At 51.9% G+C, this 23377-nt stretch carries 19 protein-coding genes and 3 pseudogenes; 14 read left to right on the top strand and 8 right to left on the bottom strand.

The window, feature by feature from the left end; all coding sequences use genetic code 11:
- Positions 1-236: 236 nt before the first annotated feature.
- The gene (locus L5M71_RS21670; protein WP_263209715.1) at positions 237-1232 is read left to right on the top strand and encodes an Ig-like domain-containing protein; all 996 of its coding nucleotides are present in this window, start codon (positions 237-239) and stop codon (positions 1230-1232) included.
- 60 nt (positions 1233-1292) lie between these two features.
- On the opposite strand, the gene L5M71_RS21665 is transcribed toward L5M71_RS21670, so the two are convergent.
- On the bottom strand, positions 1293-2210 hold the full coding sequence (locus L5M71_RS21665) for an IS5-like element ISSpu16 family transposase (protein ID WP_263209713.1): 918 nt from the start codon (positions 2208-2210) through the stop codon (positions 1293-1295).
- A gap of 511 nt (positions 2211-2721) precedes the next feature.
- Positions 2722-5706: a Tn3 family transposase gene (locus L5M71_RS21660; protein ID WP_263209711.1), complete on the bottom strand. Its 2985-nt coding sequence runs from the start codon at positions 5704-5706 to the stop codon at positions 2722-2724.
- A gap of 159 nt (positions 5707-5865) precedes the next feature.
- Here L5M71_RS21660 and L5M71_RS21655 point away from each other — a divergent pair, with 159 nt between their 5' ends.
- The 4 genes from L5M71_RS21655 (at position 5866) to L5M71_RS21640 (ending at position 8258) form a co-directional block, all read left to right on the top strand.
- Positions 5866-6450, top strand: coding sequence for a recombinase family protein (locus L5M71_RS21655; RefSeq protein WP_012695450.1), 585 nt, complete (start codon positions 5866-5868; stop codon positions 6448-6450).
- 184 nt (positions 6451-6634) lie between these two features.
- Positions 6635-7192, top strand: a complete 558-nt coding sequence (locus tag L5M71_RS21650) for an OsmC family protein (protein WP_000108589.1) — start codon at positions 6635-6637, stop codon at positions 7190-7192.
- A 141-nt stretch (positions 7193-7333) separates the two neighbouring features.
- Positions 7334-7915: a TetR/AcrR family transcriptional regulator gene (locus L5M71_RS21645; RefSeq protein WP_263209708.1), complete on the top strand. Its 582-nt coding sequence runs from the start codon at positions 7334-7336 to the stop codon at positions 7913-7915.
- Positions 7916-7919: 4 nt separating this feature from the next.
- A complete protein-coding gene (locus L5M71_RS21640; protein ID WP_000888080.1) occupies positions 7920-8258 on the top strand; it encodes a carboxymuconolactone decarboxylase family protein in 339 nt (112 codons plus the stop codon).
- Positions 8259-8287: 29 nt separating this feature from the next.
- Here L5M71_RS21640 and L5M71_RS21635 read toward each other — a convergent pair whose 3' ends face one another.
- Positions 8288-8617: a thioredoxin family protein gene (locus tag L5M71_RS21635; RefSeq protein WP_263209705.1), complete on the bottom strand. Its 330-nt coding sequence runs from the start codon at positions 8615-8617 to the stop codon at positions 8288-8290.
- A 213-nt stretch (positions 8618-8830) separates the two neighbouring features.
- Between L5M71_RS21635 and L5M71_RS21630 the strand changes: the two genes are divergently transcribed.
- The 3 genes from L5M71_RS21630 to L5M71_RS21620 all read left to right on the top strand — a co-directional run bounded on the left by L5M71_RS21630 (position 8831) and on the right by L5M71_RS21620 (position 11543).
- Positions 8831-9937, top strand: coding sequence for an alkene reductase (locus tag L5M71_RS21630; RefSeq protein WP_006687059.1), 1107 nt, complete (start codon positions 8831-8833; stop codon positions 9935-9937).
- A gap of 65 nt (positions 9938-10002) precedes the next feature.
- Positions 10003-10704, top strand: coding sequence for a DsbA family oxidoreductase (locus L5M71_RS21625; RefSeq protein WP_001194072.1), 702 nt, complete (start codon positions 10003-10005; stop codon positions 10702-10704).
- Between the two features lie 65 nt (positions 10705-10769).
- A complete protein-coding gene (locus L5M71_RS21620) occupies positions 10770-11543 on the top strand; it encodes an SDR family NAD(P)-dependent oxidoreductase (protein ID WP_004729618.1) in 774 nt (257 codons plus the stop codon).
- 185 nt (positions 11544-11728) lie between these two features.
- Here the strand turns inward: L5M71_RS21620 and L5M71_RS21615 are convergent, their stop codons facing one another.
- The 5 genes and pseudogenes from L5M71_RS21615 to L5M71_RS21595 form a co-directional block, all read right to left on the bottom strand.
- Positions 11729-12271 (bottom strand): aminotransferase class I/II-fold pyridoxal phosphate-dependent enzyme, encoded by a 543-nt coding sequence (locus L5M71_RS21615; RefSeq protein ID WP_263209702.1) that lies wholly within the window; start codon positions 12269-12271, stop codon positions 11729-11731.
- 1 nt (position 12272) lies between these two features.
- Positions 12273-15202, bottom strand: a pseudogene (locus L5M71_RS21610) (Tn3-like element TnAs3 family transposase).
- A gap of 2 nt (positions 15203-15204) precedes the next feature.
- Entirely contained in the window at positions 15205-15765 is a 561-nt protein-coding gene (locus L5M71_RS21605) for a recombinase family protein (protein WP_000147567.1), read from the bottom strand.
- 125 nt (positions 15766-15890) lie between these two features.
- Positions 15891-16970, bottom strand: a complete 1080-nt coding sequence (gene lspA / locus L5M71_RS21600; RefSeq protein ID WP_011638892.1) for a signal peptidase II — start codon at positions 16968-16970, stop codon at positions 15891-15893.
- The gene (locus tag L5M71_RS21595) at positions 16967-19372 is read right to left on the bottom strand and encodes a heavy metal translocating P-type ATPase (protein ID WP_037427629.1); all 2406 of its coding nucleotides are present in this window, start codon (positions 19370-19372) and stop codon (positions 16967-16969) included. Before L5M71_RS21595 ends, lspA begins: the two co-directional genes overlap by 4 nt.
- 85 nt (positions 19373-19457) lie before the next feature.
- Here L5M71_RS21595 and cadR point away from each other — a divergent pair, with 85 nt between their 5' ends.
- From cadR to L5M71_RS21565, 6 genes and pseudogenes are all read left to right on the top strand, one after another.
- Positions 19458-19898: a Cd(II)/Pb(II)-responsive transcriptional regulator gene (cadR, locus tag L5M71_RS21590; RefSeq protein WP_011638890.1), complete on the top strand. Its 441-nt coding sequence runs from the start codon at positions 19458-19460 to the stop codon at positions 19896-19898.
- On the top strand, positions 19889-20605 hold the full coding sequence (locus L5M71_RS21585; protein WP_317630059.1) for an alpha/beta hydrolase: 717 nt from the start codon (positions 19889-19891) through the stop codon (positions 20603-20605). Before cadR ends, L5M71_RS21585 begins: the two co-directional genes overlap by 10 nt.
- 26 nt (positions 20606-20631) lie before the next feature.
- Positions 20632-20945, top strand: a pseudogene (locus L5M71_RS21580) (Tn3 family transposase); the annotation flags it as partial.
- Between the two features lie 752 nt (positions 20946-21697).
- Positions 21698-22169 (top strand): annotated as a pseudogene (locus L5M71_RS21575) (ISAs1 family transposase); the annotation flags it as partial.
- A gap of 225 nt (positions 22170-22394) precedes the next feature.
- A complete protein-coding gene (locus L5M71_RS21570) occupies positions 22395-22736 on the top strand; it encodes a hypothetical protein (protein ID WP_083848295.1) in 342 nt (113 codons plus the stop codon).
- Positions 22737-22827: 91 nt separating this feature from the next.
- Positions 22828-23262, top strand: coding sequence for a DUF2057 family protein (locus tag L5M71_RS21565; protein ID WP_037425979.1), 435 nt, complete (start codon positions 22828-22830; stop codon positions 23260-23262).
- Positions 23263-23377 lie beyond the last annotated feature (115 nt).

Raw genomic sequence — 23377 nt, 5'->3', positions numbered from 1 at the left:
CCTGAGATGACGGCACTAAGCACAAGAAAACAGATGTCAATGACATCATGTTCTTGATTTATATGGGAACGGCAATCAGCAATGTTATCGAGATGTTTGAGCATATATAGGTCAAAAGACAAAGAAAAAGTGACCTATTTGATCACATTGGCGGGATCAATCAAGCTATTTCTTATCTCATTGTTTTTAAGGGTTATGCATAAAAAGCGATCGAGTATGATCAGCCCCTGCTGCCGATGGGAACACTTTACGCGAATTACAGCTACGGCGAATCAACCTATAACGATGCTCAATACCCGCAAATGACCAGTTTTAAAGTTGATACGACAACTAACACTCTTACTGCATTTGTTTATCTACCGGGTGCAGGCAGTTGGTTTGAAAGGTTAGTCATGAAGGCCGCTAGAATTAAATATGGTACAAAATATTTAAACCCTATTAGTTCAATTCGCAACGGTGTTAATTGGGAATACGTCTTTAACTTAAATTCTCTGCCGACTGGAAACCATTCACTAGAATTAGAGATGGTCGAGAATCACGGGCCTACCACTGTGTCCCCGCTTCAAACATTCAAAGTAGAAAACGCCACACCAACAATAAGCATTACCAATTCCGGTAGTGCAGTATTCAATGAAATTGTCGGGCTAGATGACTTGGTAGTGTCCATTGCAGATGAATCAAGCTACACCATCGATAGTGTTATTATCTCCGGCGGTTCAGCTAACGACACGGTTTATTTGGCCACTGTAAGTAAAGGCAATAACGTGTATTCATTGCAATATCCAAGGCTTTTCCCATCACTTACATCCGGTGAGATTTATACTTTAACGGTGAAAGCTACCGACGTTTTTGGCAACCAAGGCGTTAGTAGCAAGAGCTTTACTTATCAGCCGCCTAACATAGTAAATGTAGGCTCATTAACCACTCTTGCAGTATCTAGGGATTTAGCTAGCTCTGCAGACAAACCTGTCAGTGAAGTCGTCATTAATGATCTGAGAACAGTTGAAAGCCAGCTCGCTTCGGGACCGCAAGATGCTTTATTTACGTTACGCACTGACGCAGAAATAAGTGTTCAGGTACTTGGTCAAGTGGTAAAGCCAGGTCAAACGGTAACGTTAAACCCGGTGGCTACTTCGGGAGTCGTTAAATTTTCGGTGTATCCCGCGGCGAGCGGTCAAAAAGGGAAGGCACAGTTTTTATTTGAAATATTAGAAGTGAAGAGCAACATCTGATAAGGGCGTTGTTGCCTAAATCAATCTTAGGTATGCCTTTTCCTAAAAGGGTTCCTGGTATTAATTGACCCTCTGGCGAATAGGCATACCCAGTCCTATGACTTTGTTCATCACTTTCACACCAGCCAGTGCCTCGCCGACTTGGCCGTTGTAGTCCTGCAGGCTCAATTTCGGGCTAATCAGTTGCTTGTAACGATACATAGCTGTTTCTGACAGGGAGCGTTGGTGATAGTCATTCTCTTGTTTCCATTGTTTGAGTTCATCACTTTTCAGAGCGCTGACGGCCTCGTTTCTGGGATGACCTTCTTCCCAATAACCTGCATTTTTTCGCGGCGGTATCGTAGGTTTACACCCTCTGCGTTTCAGCAGCTTATGACATTTTTTGGTGTCATAAGCACCGTCAGCTGACACTTGTTTTACCTTGCGCCTTAGTGGGTTTAATAACGTTGGGAGAACCTCACTATCTGCCACACTCTCTAAACTGACTTCGGCTGCGATGACTTCATGTGTGGCCGCATCTATCGCAAGGTGCAACTTACGCCAAGTTCGGCGTTTTTCCTTACCATGTTTACGCATTTTCCATTCACCTTCGCCATATACTTTCAGTCCTGTGGCATCGACAACTAAGTGAGCAATCGCGCCTCGGCAAGGGGGGCGGTAGTTAACTTTGACTGTCTTTGCCCGCTTGCTGATGCAGCTGTAACCAGGTGAAGTTAATTGCAGACTCATCAAACTAAACACTGAGTTGAGAAAACCTTCTAGTGCTCGCAAGGGGAGATTAAACAAACCTTTGAGCATTAAGGCGGTTTCTATCGCCGTGTCACTGTATTGAAATCCCCGACCTCGACCACCATGGTGTTCAGTGTGACACCAGAGGTTGAGCGCGTGCTCGTCTATCCAAAAAGTCAGTGAGCCTCGGTTGGTCAACGCCTTGTTATATTCCGGCCAATTGGTAATGCGAGATTTAGATTTGCCCATCTGATAGCGGTTCCTGCGTGGTATTCACAGGATCTGATCGCATCTGAGACGGAAGGTTCATTCATTTAGGCAACAACGCCCCGCAGAAGGAAAGAAGCTTAATAGACACCACATAGAAGCACTCAGTCAGCGCTTTGGTGTGCCTGTATCATTATTTTTTTAGCTCAGTGAATCAGACTTGCCTAGTCTGGTTCACGTGATAACATCTCGCTACACGCTTAGCTCGTCAACCAAAGGTGGCTAGCAAGCTGCCTTTGCACCGATGTTGTTACACGCTGCATTTATCCATGTTCGGGCATAAATATCTCCCTAACTCACAGAGTATCACAGGGTGAGATTATGCTTTGTAAATTCTGTTAACATTTAGCTATTTTGTTCTTAAGTCGACTTAATGCGAGATTATTGATTGATATAAATCATCCATAATCGAATGAAATTCGTTCGACTGGATAGGTTTGTTAACCAATTTAACAATGTAGGGGTCCGCTTGGAAAACGGAAATTATCCCACGCTAAGACTGTTTTTTGTACAAAGCGGTATCGACTGTACGTAATGAGCGGTATTTTCCGGATCCCAGCTTAAGATTATTACGCCAGACGTAATCTCCACTCAGATTGATATGTTCCCAGCCCAGGGGAGAAAGATGAGAGACCAGTTGCTCATTTATCGGGATACCCTTTCGTTTTAGTGACTCAATAGCTCTTTCTATATATACCGTGTTCCACAACGTGATCGCTGCTGTCAGTAATGTCAGCCCGCTGGCGCGATAACTCTGATTCTCCAGCCCACGATCCCTTATTTCACCCAGACGGTGCAAAAAGACCGCTCGCGCAAGGGCATTACGGGCCTCACCCTTATTCAGCCCCGCCTGCACGCGTCGGCGCAGACCGGGATCACGGAACCAGTCCAGCATAAATAGTGTCCGTTCGATGCGGCCAATCTCTCTCAGCGCTTTGGCAAGTCCATTCTGTTTTGGGTAACTGGCTAACTTTTTCATCATCAGTGATGCGGTGACTGTCCCCTGCTTAATCGAGGTTGCCAGGCGCAATACCTCATCCCAGTGCGACTCAATGTCTTTGATATTCAGGCAGGTTGTTGATATGACAGACTGAAGCCCCGGATAGCGCTCGGCCTTTCCATGAATAAACAGCCGCTTGTCATGAAGATCACGGATCCTTGGCGCAAAAGCGAATCCCAGCAGGTGCATCAGGGCGAAAACATGTTCAGTGAAGCCTGCGGTATCGGTGTAATGCTCGGTAATTTCCAGATCGCTTTCATGGTACAGCAGGCCATCAAGCACGTGGGTTGAGTCGCGCACCCGGCTGATCACTTTGGCGTAGAACGGGCTGTATTGGTCTGAGATATGCGTATAAATCTGCACGCCCGGCTCCTGACCATATTTAAGATTGACCTGACCGGCATAACGTCCGTGACTGCCTACCCGAAAGTTCTGCCCGTCTGACGACGATGTTGTCCCGTCGCCCCAGAATGCGGCCAGAGGCCGCTCTTTCTGTGCGTTGACCAGCTCGGCCAGTGCCGCTGAATAAGTTTCATCCCTGATGTACCATGCCTGAATACCTTCGAGTGACGATCTTGTGGCCCCAGGGCAGGATTCCGCCATTTTTGTCAGCCCAAGGTTGATGCCGTCAGCCAGAATGGTGGTCAGCAACAGTCTTCCGTCTTTTGGTCTGACGTTATTATTTTTGAGGTGCGCGAAGTGACGCGTAAATCCCGTCCAGCTATCAACTTCTTCCAGTATCTCCGTAATTTTCGGATGGGGAAGCATGCCATAGACCAAATCTGCAAAGGGCGAAACACCTGAAGGAACGCTGTTCTCCAGTGGAGTGATTTTTACGCCTTTATCTGAGATATCTACATCGGGCAAATCACCGGCAAGCGCCATCGCGTTAACTTCTTCCAGCCGAGATGCAAGAAGAGTCATACGGGCCTGAAGGTATGCCTGGCTATCGGTCTGAACGGCCAACTGTAACTGGTCATTATGTCGGGATTTCTCAAACTCAGCAGTCGGGATGAGATAATCATCAAAATTTTTGTAGCGGCGCGATCCTTTTACCCAGATATCACCGGAACGTAATGCACCCTTGAGTTCATTCAGTACGCAAAACTCGTAGTACTTGCGGTCGATGCCTGAAGGCGTGAGCACCAGTTTTCGCCAGCTTTCAGGGATAAACCCTGTTGGCGCTGATGGCGGCACTTTACGAAGTTGTTTACGGTACATTTCCGTTATGGTGTCCAGCGCATCGCTGAGCGCCTGCGCCGCAGGTGTCGCCATGAACTGCAATGCTGACAGCATACGCGGGGCATATTTACGCAACGTACTGTATTTTTCGGTGATCAGATGAAGCGCGTCGAAATTGCCCTTACGGGAAAGAAACCGCGTTTCTTCCACGCTGTTGATGAATTCCTGCCAGGGAAGGACATCTTCTATTGCAGTCCAGGGATCTTCCCCGGATTGTCTGGCGTTAAGTAACGCCTGCCCGACGGTAACGTACTGCTTCAGCTTGCTCTGAATAAGCTTTCCCGTTTGCTGGAGCCGTTCGGCCTGCGTGCGTTTTGCCCTGCTGAACAGACTACCCAGGATACGCTCGTGCAGATCAATCACTTCGTCAGTCAGGGTGGCCCTGGCCTCTGTTATTATACAAACCAGCGTAGCGTAACGTCTGACATCGGTGAATTTTGCCAGGTCCCTGCTGCTCATTTTCCGGCCCTCACGCGCCAGTTTAAGCAACCTGTTCTGGTGAACGGAAAGTGCAATACCATCAGGCAACCCCAGCGCAGCGATGGAATTAAGCCGGTCGATATGTTGCAGCACATTTTTACCGTTTATTTTACCCGGAGGCTGTAGCAGCCATGCCAGACGGGAAGGTTGTTCACCCTCTGATATGAGCAGGCTGTCGAGTGCTGATTTATGCTGCTTTTCCAGTTGCGCGGTAAGTGTCGAAAATACCGATCTGTTAGCGAGCGTGACGACTTCGGCAAGCGTCCGTTCGATCACTTCAACAGAAGGGAAAATAACATTATTGTTATGTAGCCAGCTGAGCATTTCTTCCGCCAGCATAAATCCTTTGTCAGTTCGCATGGCATAGGGGTGCAGATGACGGATACAGTCTTTTTGCATTGACCGGCTGAACGGGGATAGTTCCAGGTAGCGATAAAGTTCGGTCAGATGTTCCCAGCGGGTTTGCTCTCTGGATGCATATTCCGGCCATAAATCAGGCTGAAGTTTCAGTCGGGAAGCAACCCTGGATACAACGCCATTGTGAGGAGCACTGCTTTTGTCCGGAATAAATCCAGGTCCACGCAGATAACAGAGTAATACAGCAAAGCCCAGGCGATTCGCTGGCCTTCGGTGCTTATTAATGAGCGCAATATCCAGTTCGTTCAGAAAACACATTCGGGTCAGAATAATTTCATCATCTGGTATAACCAGTAAGCGTTCCTGCTCTTCGCTGCTCAGTATCTGTCGCCGTGGCATAAATGCCTCCCTCGCGTATAGTTTTCATCTGTTATTTGTTCGCTGTGACCGAAACCGGTCGGTTTCGTACACCACTTACAGCACATGTCCGAAACTTAGTGAAATTAATTTCGGACACACGTTATAATTCGGACATCCATTTCGTACGGAAAGTTTCCCATGTCACGTGTTTTTGCCTACTGCAGGGTCTCAACTCTGGAACAGACCACAGAAAACCAGCGTCGTGAAATTGAAGCGGCGGGTTTTGCCATCAGATCCCAACGACTTATTGAGGAGCATATCAGTGGCTCGGTTGCTGCCAGCGAACGCCCCGGATTTATCCGGTTGCTAGATCGCATGGAAAATGGGGATGTACTGATTGTCACCAAACTTGACCGTCTGGGTCGTAATGCGATGGATATCCGAAAAACAGTAGAGCAACTGGCGGCTTTAGATATTCGCGTTCATTGTCTCGCACTCGGAGGCGTTGACTTGACCAGTCCGGCCGGAAAAATGACTATGCAGGTAATTTCTGCTGTAGCGGAGTTTGAGCGGGATTTGCTGCTTGAGCGAACGTATTCAGGTATTGCGAGGGCAAAAGCGGCTGGAAAACGCTTCGGTCGCCCCCCCATCCTGAGCGAGGAACAAAAGCAAACAGTGACAGAGCGCCTAAATGCTGGCATCAGTATCAGTGCTATTGCCCGGGAATTTAATACCACCCGCCAGACTATCCTTCGGGTAAAGGCTGGATTGCTGCAAGAGTGAGCGGCTGGGAAGATTATAAAAAAATCAAATGGTTATTATGAAATAAAACAGCCTGCTGGGTTCTTTTCCCCCTATTTTTTATAAAAGAGTAGACAAAAGAGGTTCGCGATATTAATCTACCAACTAGATGGTTTGTACTGATTGCACCAGCTATACCTTTTATCAAGAAATTACAGGAGCCATTATGTCTACTACCGTTAAACCTTCTGCAGACGCAGCTGCGATCCACAATACCCGTGAAGCAGTTCGCAGCCAGCCTGGCCTGGGTAACCTGACTTTCCAGATGAAAGCCCGTTCCAGCGGCGGATTAACCGTTCGCACCGAGACCGGCGCCACAATCCAGAACGGCGTTATCGATACCAGCCGTGTGGGGAAATTTTCTAATATCGGTGATGAACCCGCAGGTTTACTCGGCACCGATACCGGCATGAGCCCGACTGAATACATCATGCAGGCGCTGGCTGGCTGTTATACCGCCACCCTTACCATGATGGCTGCTGAAAAAGGGATCGACCTGGACGGTATCGAGCTGGATCTTAATTTCGATATCAACCTCAACGGCTTCCTTGGGCTGGACAGCAACGTGCGTAAAGGTGCGAAATCTATTCGCGTCGATGTTCACCTTACGAGCAAGACCGCCAGTCGCGAGGAGTTAGAAGCGCTGGTCAGCGAAATGCAAAAGAATTCGCCAATCCACGATACTCTGGCTAATCCGGTTGAAATGATTACACGCCTGGCGTGATGTCAGAGATGTAATGCTGCCATTCAGAATGCAGGATGGCAGTGACGTTCAGCTCTGCACGATACTGAGTCAGTGATACAACTTGCTACGGAAAAATAGCAACAATATAATCTATCAACTAGTAGATTATATGGAGTAATTATGACAACCATGACACGGGAACGGCTGCTCAGCGAAGCAGAACACCTGATGCGCGAAAAAGGGTATTCAGCATTCAGCTATGCTGATTTATCAAAAATAGTGGGTATCACCAAGGCCAGTATTCATCACCATTTCCCGACCAAAGATATTCTGGGTGAGCAGGTGGTAATACAGGCGTTCTCTGATACACAACGCATATTTGAGCAGATAGAGGCGACTGAGAAAAGCGCGGAGAGAAGAATTGTGGCTTACATCGATATCTTCACGCAAAGTCATAAAGCTTCGCTACTGCCACTGTGTTGTGCGTTGTCAGCAGAGACCGCCAATCTGCCTCAGGCAATTACTGTACAGACATCACTTTATTTCGATATGCAAATCGAGTGGCTCACAAAAGTCGTCAGGGCGGGCATGGAGTCAGGTGAGTTTTCATCCCATGCCGAACCATCAGATATTGCTTTGATGATCATTAATGTCTGTGAAGGCTCAAGCGTAGTGGCGCATGCAACGGCCAGACCCGAAGTCTTCGCCAACAGCCTTAAGTATATAAAACTGCTTCTTAATACCCCTCATTCAGGAGAATGACACTATGCTGGACTGGAACAACTATCGCTCAGAGTTAATGCAACGTTTAGGCGAGTTGGGCAAACTGACCCCCGAGACCATGAAAGGCGTGGTTGCCCTGGGCAACGCAGGTAACAAAACTGACCTTTTGGGCGCAAAAGTGCGTGAACTCATTGCCCTGGCGTGCGCAGTCACAACCCGCTGCGACGGCTGTATTGCTTTTCACGCCGACGCCGCTGTGAAAGCCGGTGCAACCGACGCTGAAATTGCTGAAGCGCTGGGCGTGGCGATTAACCTCAACGCTGGCGCGGCGGTCATTTATTCAGCCCGCACTCTGGATGCCGTCGGTCAGGCACGCGGTTAAGCATTAATAAATTCCACGTTAAAAGGGCATTACTGCCCTTTTTTTATGTCCGCAATAGCCTGAGCATATACCGATGCAGGTTTCACACCCGGTATGCGTTTAACTAATTGCCCTTCATGAAATATCAGCACAGACGGCAGCCCCCAGATCTCGTATTTGGTTGTCAGCACCGGCGCCTGATCTACATTGACTTTCCCCACCTGAATATCTCTATCGAGCCGGTCTGCAAACTGACTGAACATTTCTTCGCTGGCCTGACAGGGCGGACACCAGGGTGCAGAGAAACGTACCACCGATATTCCTTTGTACTGCTCTATCTGGCGGAAATTATCTTCGTTATAAGCTGTTAATGTACACATGGTGATGACCTCGCAAAATGAGTGACAATTCAGAAATGGCTGCGTTATGACAAAAAAATACGACACACCCATTGACCTACCTACTAGATGGGTGGTATATTGCCACCCATCAGATGTTTATGCAACTCCAGTGCGCGACGTCCAGTCGATGATACTGCCGGGCTGTGCAAATCCCTGCCGGGATACTCCTTTTTGTTTTTTGTGAGGTATACGATGAGTAAGCTTTTCACCCCCTACAATCTGTCTGGCCTGGCGTTAAAAAACCGTGTAGTCATGGCACCGATGACCCGCACCCGCACCATGAATGACGTGCCGGATGAGGTCGTGGCTTTGTACTATGCACAGCGTGCTTCTGCTGGCCTGCTCATCACCGAAGGGATGCCGGTTTCAGAAGAAGGCCGGGGTTACCTTTATACCCCTGGTATCTACAACGACGAACACGTCCAGGGCTGGCGTAAGGTGACACAAGCGGTTCACGCCAAAGGTGGCCGTATTTTCGCGCAGCTCTGGCACGTCGGCCGTATGTCTCACGTCTCTCTTCAGCCAGGCCACATAGCGCCGGTTTCAGCGGGCACCGTTCAGGCGGTCAATACCACCGTTTTTGCGCTGACCGAATCCGGAGAACCGGGCCCGGTTGTACCAAGCCAGCCACGCGCGCTGGAAACGCATGAAGTTAAACGCATCACTGCAGACTTCGTGCACTCCGCACGCCTGGCGATGGAAGCCGGCTTTGACGGCGTGGAAATCATGGCGGCAAACGGATTCATCTTTGACCAGTTCCTCAGTAGCGAACTGAACACCCGCACCGACGAATACGGCGGCTCGGTGGAAAATCGTCAGCGTTTCCTGCTGGAGACCATTGACGCCGTGGCGGAAGCCGTGGGTAACAGCCACGTTGCCGTGCGCCTGTCACCGTTCGGCCGCATTTATGACCTCGCGCCGTATGAAGGTGAAGAGCAAACCTGGTCAGCCATCACCGACGCGCTCGGTCAGCGGGAACTGGCCTACGTACACCTTTACTATCAGCCGGTGTACACCAAAGCGCCACTTCCGGAAGGCTTCCGCCGCCGTTTTCGCAACACGTTTAAAGGCACCATCATCGCTGCCGGCGGTTTTACCCGTGATATCGCAGAGCAGGCTCTGGAAGATGATGAGCTGGATCTGGTGGCATTTGGTGTGCCCTACATCGCTAACCCGGATCTGGTTGAAAGAATGCAAAACGGCTGGCCACTGGCAGAAAGTGACCGCGCCACCTACTACGGCGTCAGTGGTTCCCCGGAAAAAGGCTATACCGATTACCCGGTCTGGCAGGCGCAATAAATCCCATACGGTCGCGGTTCTCTGATAAGTGAGATCCGACCGCCCAACGTCTTTGAGGAATCATTATGCAAACGCTGAAACCCACCCTTACCATCGATATCTGGTCAGATTTGGTCTGCCCGTGGTGCTGGATTGCTAAAAAAAGATTTGAACAGGGTCTGAATCGCTTTGAATTTCGCGACCAGGTGGTGATCCGCCATCACAGCTACCGTCTGGCCGGTGGTACTCCCGCGATGCCTTTTAAGGATGCCATCGTTAAAAAGCTGGGCAGTCAGCATTCAGCGGAGCTGATGATGAATCAGGTGGGCACCGCCGGTAAATCTGAAGGTCTGATCTACAACTTCGACGGCATGATGTTTGGTGATACAGAAGATGCACACACCCTGCTGGTTGCCGCGCGTAAGGCCGGAATTGCGGACGCGGTGGAAGAACGTTTTTATCATGGCAGTATCACCGAAGGTCGCTCTCTCTTTGACCGTCAGCAGCTCGTTGCCATGGCCGTAGAAGCCGGTATGCCTAAAGCTGACGCTGAAGCCGCCCTGGAAAATGACGATTTTCGCGCCACCGTTTCCGACGATGAAGCCCACGCACAGTCTATTGGCCTCAGCGGCGTTCCGGTTTTTGTGATGAACGAAAAATATGCCATCAGCGGGGCTCAGGCAGCAGATAACTTTTTGAATGCCCTGCGTCAGGTCTGGGATGAACAGCAAACCGAATTTTCAGCCACTGCGGGTCAGACCTGCGGAACGGATGGCTGCAGTATTTAATCCGTCAACCGCCGGCAGTTTCACGCTGCCGGCAACGTCTTACCCACCAGTAATGGAGTCAGAAAATGAACACTTTTTTCAAAGGTAAAAAACTGCTCGTCGTCGGCGGTACCAGCGGCATGGGCCTGGCCGTGGCACGCATGGTACTGGAAGCGGGCGGCAGTGTCGTGCTGACCGGGAATAAAAAAGACAAAGCCGAAGCGGTGCAAAAAGAACTGAGCCCTCTGGGACCGGTTGCGGTCATCGCGGCGAACCTGATGACCGAAGAAGGTATGGAAACTATCCGTCAGGAAATTAATGCTCACCATCGCGATATCAGCCTGATGGTGAATGCCGCCGGTATCTTCATGCCCAAAGGATTTACCGAGCACAGCTTTGCCGATTATGACATGTATCTTTCGCTGAACCGAGCCACGTTCTTTATTACACAGGATGTCGTGAAGAACATGCTCGCCGCGAAGCTCGAAGGGTCTATCGTCAACGTCGGTTCGATTGGTGCTCAGGCTGCACTGGGTGACTCGCCGGCCTCGGCCTATTCAATGGCAAAAGCGGGTCTGCATGCCCTGACGCGTAATCTGGCGATTGAGCTGGCCAGCGCGGGTATTCGTGTCAACGCGGTGTCTCCCGGGATTGTTCATACGCCGATATACGAAGGCTTCATGGACAAAGCGGATATCGCAGATGCTATGAAGTCGCTGAACGATTTCCACCCGCTGGGACGCGTCGGAACTGCCGAAGATGTGGCAAACACTATTCTCTTCCTGTTGTCTGACAAAACCTCATGGGTGACGGGCGCTATCTGGGATGTCGATGCGGGCATCATGGCGGTCAGACGATAACCCCGTGACGCTGGCATAAGCCGCCCCTTAAGGGCGGCATTTTTTTGTCGCCAGACATGTCATCAGCAGGCTTCACTAAGAATATTCACGACCTGTTCATCCGTGCCTTTTGTGTTCCCGGCACAGGGTGTTATGCCGGGTTCTGACGACATCCTGACAGGACAAAACGGCCAGAGAGAAAGGGGTTATACACGATGAGGAGCCGGTATCCGCAGTACCTGTGAAATTCTTTTCATCCCTGCTGTCAGCATACTCCGTGGGCAGGCCAGATTTAACCGGATATATCCGTCCCCATTGTCGACAAACAGCAAGCCCCCTTCAAGAAGGACCCCTGACTCCCGGGCAAAATACAGCGATAAATCCTCACCTGCGGTGTCGGGCAGGTAGCGGCTAATATCTATCCAGGCCAGATATGTCCCTTCGGGGATCGAGAACCTGGTTTCGGGTAAATAGCTTTTGAGATAGTCGTGCAGGTACTGGAAATTGCCGTCAATATATTCCCTCAGATGGACAAGCCAGTCATCACATTCACTCCACGCCGCTTTGTTTGCTGCCAGGCTCAGTGGAGAGATGAACTCGTCGTGTCTGAGACGCCACTCGCTTCTGACACCGGGATCCGGAATAATAATATTTGCCAACAAATTCCCGGCCAGATTGAATGTTTTACTCGAGGACATGCAGGTAATAATGCGTGTAGGGGTCGTCTCAGAAAACGGAAAATAAAGCACGCTAAGCCGGTTGCAGAGGCCGTAGCGGCCTGAACTTCCCCGCGCCGATCTTGGCGCTGCTGCGCCATAGGTAATCACCGGTCAGGTTGATGTGCTCCCAGCCGAGTGGCGACAGGTACTGCAATAGCGAGTCATCGACGGCATGACCATTGCCGCGCAACGCATGCGCCGCACGCTCCAGGTAGACCGTGTTCCACAGCACGATGGCCGCCGTCACCAGGTTGAGGCCGCTGGCCCGGTAGCGCTGCTGCTCGAAACTGCGGTCACGGATTTCACCAAGGCGGTTGAAGAACACGGCACGGGCCAGCGCATTGCGCGCCTCGCCCTTGTTCAGCCCGGCATGCACGCGGCGGCGTAGCTCGACGCTTTGCAGCCAGTCGAGGATGAACAGCGTGCGCTCGATGCGGCCCAACTCGCGCAGCGCGACGGCCAAGCCGTTCTGGCGCGGGTAGCTGCCGAGTTTCCTGAGCATCAGCGAGGCCGTCACCGTGCCCTGCTTGATCGAGGTGGCCAGCCGCAGGATTTTGTCCCAATGGGCGCGGACGTGCTTGATGTTGAGCGTGCCGCCGATCATCGGCTTGAGCGCGTCATAGGCGGCATCGCCCTTCGGGATGTAGAGCTTGGTGTCGCCCAGGTCGCGGATGCGCGGCGCGAAGCGGAAGCCCAAGAGGTGCATCAGGGCGAAGACGTGATCGGTGAAGCCCGCCGTGTCGGTGTAGTGCTCCTCGATCCGCAGGTCGGATTCGTGGTACAGCAGGCCGTCGAGCACGTAGGTTGAGTCGCGCAGGCCGACATTGACCACCTTGGTGTGGAATGGCGCGTATTGGTCGGAGATGTGGGTGTAGAAAGTCCGTCCTGGGCTGCTGCCATATTTTGGGTTGATGTGCCCCGTGCTCTTTGCCTTGCTAGCGGTTCGGAAATTCTGTCCGTCCGATGATGATGTGGTGCCATCGCCCCAGTGCCCGGCAAAGGGATGCCGAAACTGAGCGTTGACCAGTTCAGCCAACGCTGTCGAGTACGTTTCGTCGCGGGTATGCCAGGCTTGCAGCCAAGCGAGCTTCGCGTAGGTCGTGCCGGGGCAGGACTCGGCCATCTTGGTCAGGCCCAGGTTGATCGCGTCGGCCAGGATCGTGGTCAACAACAGGTTCTTGTCCTTGGCCAGATCGCCCGATTTCAAGTGCGTGAAGTGCCGGGTGAAGCCCGTCCACTCATCGACTTCGAGCAGCAGTTCGGTGATCTTGACGTGCGGCAGGACCATGGCTGTCTGGTCTATCAGCGCCTGCGCGGTGTCGGGCACCGCCGCATCCAGCGGCGTGATCTTCAAGCCCGACTCGGTGATGATGGCATCCGGCAGGTCGTTGGCTGCCGCCATGCGGTTGACGGTGGCAAGTTGTGCTTCCAGCAGCGTCAGCCGCTCATGCAGATATTGTTCGCAGTCGGTGGCCACGGCCAGCGGCAATTCGCTGGACTGCTTGAGGCTGGTGAACTTCTCGGGCGGTACCAGGTAGTCCTCGAAGTCCTTGAACTGGCGTGAACCCTGCACCCAGATGTCGCCCGAGCGCAGGGAGTTCTTCAACTCGGACAGCGCGCACAGTTCGTAGTAGCGCCGGTCGATGCCGGCGTCGGTCATCACCAGTTTCTGCCAGCGCGGCTTGATGAAGCCGGTCGGTGCATCGGCTGGCAGCTTGCGGGCGTTGTCGGTGTTCATGCCGCGCAGCACCTCAATGGCATCAAGCACGTTTTTGGCGGCGGGCGCGGCCCGCAGCTTGAGCACGGCAAGGAATTCCGGTGCATAGCGGCGCAGGGTGGCGTAGCTCTCGCCGATGCGATGCAGGAAATCGAAGTCATCGGGTTGCGCGAGCTTCTGCGCCTCGGTGACGCTCTCGGCAAAGGAATCCCAGGACATGACGGCCTCGATGGCGGCAAACGCATCGCGGCCTGATTGCTTGGCGTCGATCAGCGCCTGACCGATGCGCCCGTACAGACGTACCTTGGCGTTGATGGCCTTGCCTGACGCCTGGAACTGCTGCTGATGCTTATTCTTGGCAGCGTTAAACAGCTTACCCAGGATGCGGTCGTGCAGGTCGATGATTTCGTCGGTGACGGTGGCCATGCCCTCGGTGGCCAGCGCCACGAGAGTGGCGTAGCGCCGTTGCGGCTCGAATTTGGCCAGGTCGGCGGGTGTCATCTGGCCGCCCTCGCGGGCAATCTTGAGCAGGCGGTTCTGGTGAACCAGCCGCTCGATGCCGGTAGGCAGATCGAGTGCCTGCCATGCCTTGAGGCGTTCGATGTGTTCCAGCATATGCCGCGAATTTGGCTTGGCCGGAGACTGGCGCAACCAAGCCAACCAGGTCGTCTTGCCGTTGTCCCGGCGCTTGAGCAGATCGTCGAGGCGGCGGCGATGCGCCGGTTAGCACGGGTGATCGCCTCGGCACTCGCCCGCTCGACGGCGTTGAGGGCGGGCAGAATGACCGACTGCCGCCGCAGGTGCCCGATCAAGGCGCTGGCCAGCACGATGCCTTTGTCGGTTTGCATCGCCAGCTCGGTCAGCATCTGGACGGCCTGCCGGTAATGGCTCATGGTGAAGGGCCGGAAACCGAACACGGTTTGCAGCTCGCTCAGGTGCTCGCGCCGGGTCTGCTCCCGCTGGCCGTACTCGTTCCAGCTTTCGACGCCGACCTTGAGCTGGTCGGCGACCAGCTTCAACAAGGGCGGGAACGGTAGTTCATCGACGCCCAGGATGACGCCGGGAAAGCGCAGGTAACAGAGCTGCACCGCGAAGCCCAGCCGATTGGCTGGCCCGCGCCGCTGTCGGATGATCGAGAGGTCGGTATCGTTGAATGTGTAATGTCGGATCAGGTCGTCCTTGGAGTCCGGCAACGCCAGCAGGCTTTCCCGCTCGGCGGCGGACAGGATGGAACGACGTGGCATATTTACTGATCCGTTCTCAAGTATTGATACAGGGTTTCGCGACTGATTCCGAATTCACGAGCAAGCTTGGTCTTTTGCTCGCCAGCCTCGACACGTTGGCGCAGTTCGGCAATACGCTCAGACGACAGGGATTTCTTCCTGCCACGGTAAGCCCCGCGTTGCTTGGCGAGCGCAATACCCTCGCGCTGACGCTCGCGGATCAGGGCGCGCTCGAACTCGGCGAACGCGCCCATCACCGAGAGCATCAGGTTCGCCATCGGAGAGTCTTCGCCAGTAAAACTGAGGTGTTCCTTGACGAATTCGATATGCACGCCGCGTTGTGTCAGCGTTTGCACGATCCGGCGCAAATCATCGAGATTGCGCGCCAGGCGATCCATGCTATGCACCACCACGGTGTCGCCGGTGCGGGCGAAGCTTATCAGCGCTTCCAGTTGCGGACGCTTGACATCCTTGCCGGATGCCTTGTCGCTAAAAGCGCGATCAACCTTGACGCCTTCCAGTTGCCGTTCCGGGTTCTGGTCGAAGGTGCTGACCCTGATATACCCAATGCGCTGTCCAGTCATGGAATTCCCTGCAAAATGTCAGGGAAGACTCTATGACCTTCAACGAGATATGTCAATAAATTCAAAATTCAATCCTATCCTGACGCAATTTACACATGGCATCTGACATCAGGTTAGGGTATAGCTTAACCGGACACCTCGGCCTCTGTGCCTTTACTGCTTTTCGGTACAACCGTCAAGAACAGGCAGAGCGCTCCGATAGTTATCGCCACATCAGCGAGGTTGAAGGCGGGCCAGTGCGCAAGTCGCCAATGGAAGTCAAGGAAATCAACAACCTGTCCACGCAGCACACGATCCGCGACATTGCCCAGCGCACCGCCGAGGATCAGGCTGTATCCCATCGCTTCGAGACGGGGCAATTGCTGGCACAGCATGCGTCCCAGCCAAGCAGAAACGACCAGGCCCAGCGTGATGAAAAAGTAACGTTGCCAGCCGCCAGCGTTCGCCAGAAAGCTGAATGCCGCGCCGGGATTCAGGACATGGACGAAGTTGAAGAAGGGCGTGACTTCGACCTGTTCACCGTAGGCAAACGTGCGGGTGATGGCGAACTTTGCGAGCTGATCGGTCATGACAGCACTGGCGGCCACTGCGAACCAGACCCAAGTCGATGTGCGGCGAGCCGATTGCCACACAGGGGCGGCCAGCGGCATCAGCCACCCGGCGAGCGCCGTGCAACTCAATCCAAGTACCCACCCCGCCAGCACATCGGCAGGAAAGTGCATTCCGGCTGCGATGCGTGACCAACCGACCAATGCGGCGTACAACACCAAGCCGATGCGGCCACGACGGCCTATCAAAGGCCAGAGCGCGCCGACCACCAGCGCGGCATAGGTGGCATGCCCGCTGGGCAGGCTGTAGTGTCGTTCGATGCCCCCGATAACGCGCACCATGTCGCCAAAAACGGCAGGCGGGCGTGGAAAGTCGATCCATAGCTTCAAGATGGTGGCGACGAGAAATGCCAACGCAAAGGCCACGCTAAAGACTCTGAGTCTGTACCGGATGGCATCGGCCCGCGTTGGGTCAGGTGCCGACTTTGACCATCCCCACATCGCCAAGAGCATCAGTGGTGCAGTCCAGTAGTTGCCTATCACAAGGTTGAAGAACGATGCCAGCGGTTCCAGCGCTGCAGGTGTGCTCATGTTGATGGCTTGGAACAACGCGATGTTCAGACCACCCCAGTCGTAGAGAAAGAATTTCCAGCTCATTTGCGCAACAGCCTCAAGCCATTGCCAACGACGAGCAAGCTGGCCCCCATATCAGCAAACACCGCCATCCACATGGTCGCTTGACCCGTGAAGGTCAGCACCAGAAATACTGCCTTGATGCCAAGGGCCAGCACAATGTTTTGCATCAGCACCTGCGCCGTCGCACGCGACAGGCGCACGAAGGTCGGAATCTTGCCCAGGTTGTCGTCCATCAGGGCCACGTCAGCGGTCTCGATGGCCGTATCTGTGCCAGCCGCTCCCATGGCAAAGCCGATGTCCGCACGCGCCAAGGCCGGGGCATCGTTGATGCCATCACCGACCATGCCGACCTTGCCCTTTATGGCCAGTAGCTCAACTTCGCGCAGTTTGTCGTCTGGGAGCAGATTGCCTTGCGCACGGTCGATCCCGGCTTGTGCGGCAATGGCCTGTGCCGTGTGGGGGTTGTCGCCGGTCAGCATCATGGTGTTGATGCCCAGTGCATGAAGCTCGGCAATGGCGCTCCTGCTGCTTTCCTTGATGGTGTCCGCTACGGCAAATAAGGCATGAACCCCTTTTGCGCTGACCAACATCACGACAGTTTTACCCATGGTTTCCAGCGCCGCGATGCGCTGTTCCAGCTCGGGAGTACGCTGCCCCAGCTCTTCTAGCATCCGCTGGTTGCCAAGATGGTAGGTTTCACCGTTGATTTGGCCCTGCACACCCCGACCGGGCAGCGCGTTGAATTCGGCCACGTCGAGCAAGGCAACCCCGTCCGTCTGCGCGGCCAGTGCCACCGCCTTGGATACAGGATGGTCCGAGCGGGCCGCCAGACTGGCAGCGATGCTGCGGCTGTCCGAGGCGAGTGCATTGCCCCATGTGACAAAGTCGGTCTGTGCGGGCTTGCCGTGCGTGATCGTGCCGGTCTTGTCCAGAGCCAGCCAGCGCAGCTTGCGGCCTTCTTCCAGATAGACGCCACCTTTGATGAGAATGCCGTGGCGGGCGGCGGCGGCCAGGCCGCTGACGATGCTGACCGGTGTAGAGATCACCAGTGCGCACGGGCAGGCGACCACCAGCAGAACCAATGCACGGTAGATCCAGTCGAGCCATGCCGCACCCATGAACAGCGGCGGCAACAACGCGACGGCGATGGCAACGCCGAATACAACGGGGGTGTACCAGCGGGCGAACTGATCGACAAAACGCTGAGTCGGCGCACGACTACCTTGCGCAGCCTCTACCGCGTGAATGATCCGGGCCAAAGTGGAGTTGTTGGCCAAGGCGGTGACGCGGTACTCGAACGAGCCGGATTCGTTGATCGTGCCAGCGAACACCGAATCACCGGGGGATTTTTCGACCGGGAGGCTTTCACCCGTGATCGGGGCTTGGTTGACGGCAGAGCGGCCTTCCAGCACCTCACCATCAAGGGCGATGCGCTCACCTGGTTTGACCCGGACGCGGGCGCCGATGGTGATTTGCTTGGCGCCCACCTCGCGCCATGTGCCGTCAGCCTGCTGTACCGTGGCCTGTTCCGGGGTCAGGTCGAGCAGGCCACGGATAGCGTTACGAGCGCGATCCAGCGATTTGGCTTCGATTACCTCGGCCAGCGCGAACAGTACCATCACCATTGCCGCTTCGGGCCAGTGGCCGATCAACATGGCACCCGTGACCGCAATCGACATGAGGGCGTTCATGTTGAGATTACGGTTCTTGAGCGCAATCCACCCCTTCTTGTAGGTGGAGAGGCCACCCGTGAAGACCGCGACAAGCGCCAGAACGACAACCGACCAGTGATTGCCGTTGTGGAGCCAGTAGACCGCCTCGGCCGCCGATGCAGTGACCAAGGAGATGCCCAGCGGCCACCAGTTGGTCGGCGTGGTCACAGGGGCGGCGGATGGAGATGCGACCTCTGCCGTGTCCACGACCTGCGCCTCGAATCCAAGCGCTTGCAGTGCCACGAGCACGTCTGGCAGAACCTGGTTCGCATGGCGTACCGACAGCGTGCGCTGCATCAGGTTGAAATCGAGATCAGCAACACCGGCCACGGTGCCGAGCTTGTTGCGGATCAACGTCTCTTCGGTCGGGCAATCCATCTTGGCAATGGACAGCTTGGTCGTCTGCTCGGCCGACGCCTGATCCATGCGCACAGCTTGCATGCCGATGGCCTTCAGCGCCTGCTCGACGGGAGACAACGAAGGCAATTCGTGTCGCACGGCCAAGGTACGTTGCATCAGGTTGAATTCAAGACCCGCCACCCCCGCCAGACCGGCCAGTTTGCTTCGGATCAGCGCCTCTTCGGTCGGGCAATCCATGTTCTCGATGCGGTACACCGCTTGAGCCGATCCGGTTGCCAGCGGGGCCGGTGCCGTGGGTTGGATGATCGGCTCAGTCGTGCAGCCACACCCCTTTGAAGCGCATTCGCTCATGAGTAACTCCTGAAAATCTTCTATTCAGCCTCCATTAAAATCTCTATAGTCACTATAGAGTCAAGTGATAATTGGAGATTGATGCATGGAAATCAGAATTGGCGACCTCGCCAAGCGCTCTGGGTGCGAGGTCGTGACCATCCGCTACTACGAGAAGGAAGGGCTACTGCCGAAGCCAGCGCGAAGCGGTGGCAACTTCCGGCTGTACGGTGAGGCGCACATTGAGCGCTTGCAATTCATCCGTCATTGCCGTTCGCTCGAGATGACGTTGAGCGAGATTCGCGCATTGCTGGGTCTGCGAGACAACCCGATGCAGGACTGTGGGGAGGTCAACACGCTGCTGGAGGCCCATATTCAACAGGTGGAAATGCGTGTATCCGCGCTGTTGCAGTTAAAACGGCACTTGGTTGATTTGCGCGAGAAGTGTTCTGGCTCTCGATCTGTAGAGGCGTGCGGCATTTTGCAAGGGTTGGGCAATTGCAATTGCCATGGTGAAAGTGCCACGAACAGTCAAACATCTGGGTAAGTAAGGGCTTAGCGTGCTTTATTTTCCGTTTTCTGAGGCGACCCCTGTTAGCTCATTGTTTTACGTGTGGCAAAGACCTCAAAGGCGCGGCGCGTATTGCGCGGAAACTGACAGAGAATGCTATCGCCGTTCTCCGGTTTGATTTTACTGGTCTGGGAAACAGCGAAGGGGATTTTTCCAACACCAACTTCTCATCCAATATTTCGGACCTGCTTTGCGCGGTAGATTATCTCCGCCGACAGTACGAAGCGCCTTCTTTGCTCATCGGCCATAGCCTGGGGGGATCGGCCATTCTGTCTATTGCCGGCGAAGTTCCTGAGGCAAAGGCCGTTGTCACCATAGGATCACCCGGAGAACTGACACACGTAAAACGTCTTTTTAAGGATGATGTTGAAAACATTAACCAGCATGGAGCCTATCCCGTTGAGCTGGCCGGGCGGGTATTTACCTTAAAGAAACAGATGCTGGACAATATTCAGGAACACAAAATCGCTCATAAGGTGTTCGCCATGAACAAGCCTCTGCTTATTTTTCATGCGACTGAAGATGATACTGTGTTAATTGAGCAGGCCGAAAAAATATTCAAAGCAGCAAAGCATCCCAAGAGTTTCATTTCGTTGGGTAAGGCGGATCACCTTCTGACTCATGCTCAGGATGCTGAATACGTTGCCGATATCATTATATCGTGGAGCGAATGTTACCTATAAACAGAGTAAATGCGTTCAAACTCGTAGCGCAGAGGGCGATTTTCTGCAGAGATCGGACGCTGTTTATGCTGGACTGATTTTGCGATAAAGGCTTAGGCCGATGCATACAGGCAGGGCTGAATAAGGGTGAGGCCCTTGGGCGAGCATCCTTCATGCACCGGCTGAATGAAATCAGGGATCTGGGGGTGGGAGGATCAGCGTTACCACGCCACCGGCGCTGACACTACATACGGCGGCGATAACACTCTGGAATACGGTTTATATAGAAAGAACCATTGAGCCGCTTAAGCAAAAAGGAGTCCCTGTTAATGAACTGCTGGTCTCTCATCCTTCTCCACTGCTGTACAAAATATAGTCTTAGCGTGGGATAATTTCCGTTTTCCAAGCGGACCCCATGTATAATCCGGCCCTGCAGAGTATCATTCGCTTTATGGGATTTTATTTTCAACATGGTATTTTGCTGCGCAAAATAGAACGCTCTGTTTATTTATTCTGATAAATAAAAGACTTTTCATCCTCACTGTTTAACAGGCTATGTGCACGGCTTAGGAGGAGTTATTTATGTACATATATGCTATGAGTATTGATTTTAAGGACTTCTACAATACATATGGTCCAATAACAACATGTATTATATTGGAGCGTTTATTAATAACATGAATTTTAATGTGTAATCAGTAGTCCTTCACTGCTAAAAGATTGCTTCGTGTTTAAGTTAACTTACGTGAATAATGTAATAATAAAAATTTGTTCCAGTCACTGTAATATTCTTCAATAATGAGCTAGCTAATGATGATCGTTAGCTGCAATCCGGTATGATGTGATTAAGTTGGCTTACTCAAGCTCGATATACCAGAAATCTCTATAAGAGAAACTGTTGCACTTACTTCAGCTCAGATTAATGGACAGTATTTATTTTGATAAAGTAACAAAATCAAGTTTTTGAAACGGAATGATGATACGTTAAGATCTTGTATGTGAGTATTTTTTTTAAAAATGCTGCATTTACTTAAAACTTTGTACAGAGCCAGTACATATACCGTTCCAGCAAACAGTTTCAAGTAAACCAACAATACGGACAAATCCGCAATTGAGCACGGTCATGGGGGAACTGAATGTCGCCAGCGCTATGTTATTGATAGTAAAAACTTAGTCGGTGACTTTTCAAAGTGGAAAAGGTTAAAAAAACGTTATGGTTGAAAGTTGTCGCCTTGAGAAAGGAAAACCAATCGAGCTGGAGTATCGTTATTATATTAGTTCTGAGGCGTTAATTGCCGAACAAGCAGCGATAGTCGTTCGAGAACATTAGGGCATAGAATCGATGCGCTGGGTGCTTGATGTCAGTATGAGTGAGGATGTATGTCTGATATACAATGCTCACGGGGCGGAAAATCTATCATGCCTGCATCATATGAGCTTGAATATGTTAGGAGCAGAGCCGACGAAGATAAGCATTGTTAGAAAACAAAAGCGATGCATGATGAATCCATCGATGCTTAAAGTAGTATTAAAGACTGGATTTAGTAGCTCGGTTACAAATAAAATACTCATGCGGTGGCCCTGAGTCCTGTGCTCTCTGCAATATCCCTTGGGCATATCTACATAGTACAGAGCACATATCCCGCCCAGGTCTGCATCTCCCCAGTGTTATGTCAGGGTAAGGATTCATTGAATAGTTTAATAATTGTAAGTTGAATATCTTAATAGACCTAGGATTGTGACTTATGTCATGGAATTTGATTTTAAAATTTGCTATGGTTAATCGCATAATTCAACTGGATACAATTGCATGACTAATATTTTGTTAAATTTAGCAGTTATATTAGCATTAATAATACAGTTATTAATGCCAAATAATGCTATGTCTAGCGAAATGTCTGAATCAAGTATGCAAACTAGCTCTATGTCACATTCAGTTATGATGGACAATGATTGTGATGATACTGATAACTGTTGTCCCGAAGATTCAAGCCACTGTATTAGCCATTGCCATGCAGTCGCTAATGTATTTGTTTTGTTATCAGATTCAAATTTAGTTAATGCTCTATTCACAAGTTCTAAAGTTAACTCAACTTTATGGATATCAACTCCGGCTTCGCTTGGAAGTCAAAATCCCCCTCCAATTGCTTAATTCTTTATTTTAATTAATCACTTACTATTAATTTATAAAGATTTTCGTTGCTCGTTTACTTATGAGCATCATAAAGCTTCTGGAGTTTCTTATGAAAAAATTTATCGCAATTACACTTTTATCTTTAGCTAGCACAGTTTCAATGGCTGCTACTATTACATTACCTGATTATCTTATTTTTACTTCCGTTGATGGCCAGTCTGTGGCTAATAAGGGACAGATTGACATTGAACCTGGTCAGCATTTGCTTGAACTTCAGTTTTATGATGATTACTCAACGGGAGCAGATGACACTAATTTTGTAAAATCTGATGCATTATATTGGAGTTTGAATTTAACTAAGAACGAAGATATTCAGGTTAGAGCTAAGGATATTTTCACTACAAAATCTGCTCGTAAATTTATCGACGCCCCTCAGATCACAATAGATTCTGTTAGCTTAAAAGGTGAATCAGTGAAGCTGGTTAACCATGAAGAATTAATGTCTATCATTATGAAACAACACGGCAAAATGATGAAACATTAATTGGATAAATAGGGCGCTATCATAGCGCCCTATTTATATCTAATATACTTCTTGAGCTGTGTGTAACACACAGAGTTATAGTAGAACTATCGTAGTTACTTACGTTGGTTTGGAG

The organism is Shewanella sp. SW1, assembly GCF_025653545.1.
Classification (GTDB): Bacteria; Pseudomonadota; Gammaproteobacteria; order Enterobacterales; family Shewanellaceae; genus Shewanella; species Shewanella oncorhynchi.
This window is presented reverse-complemented; position numbering and strand designations above follow the sequence as displayed.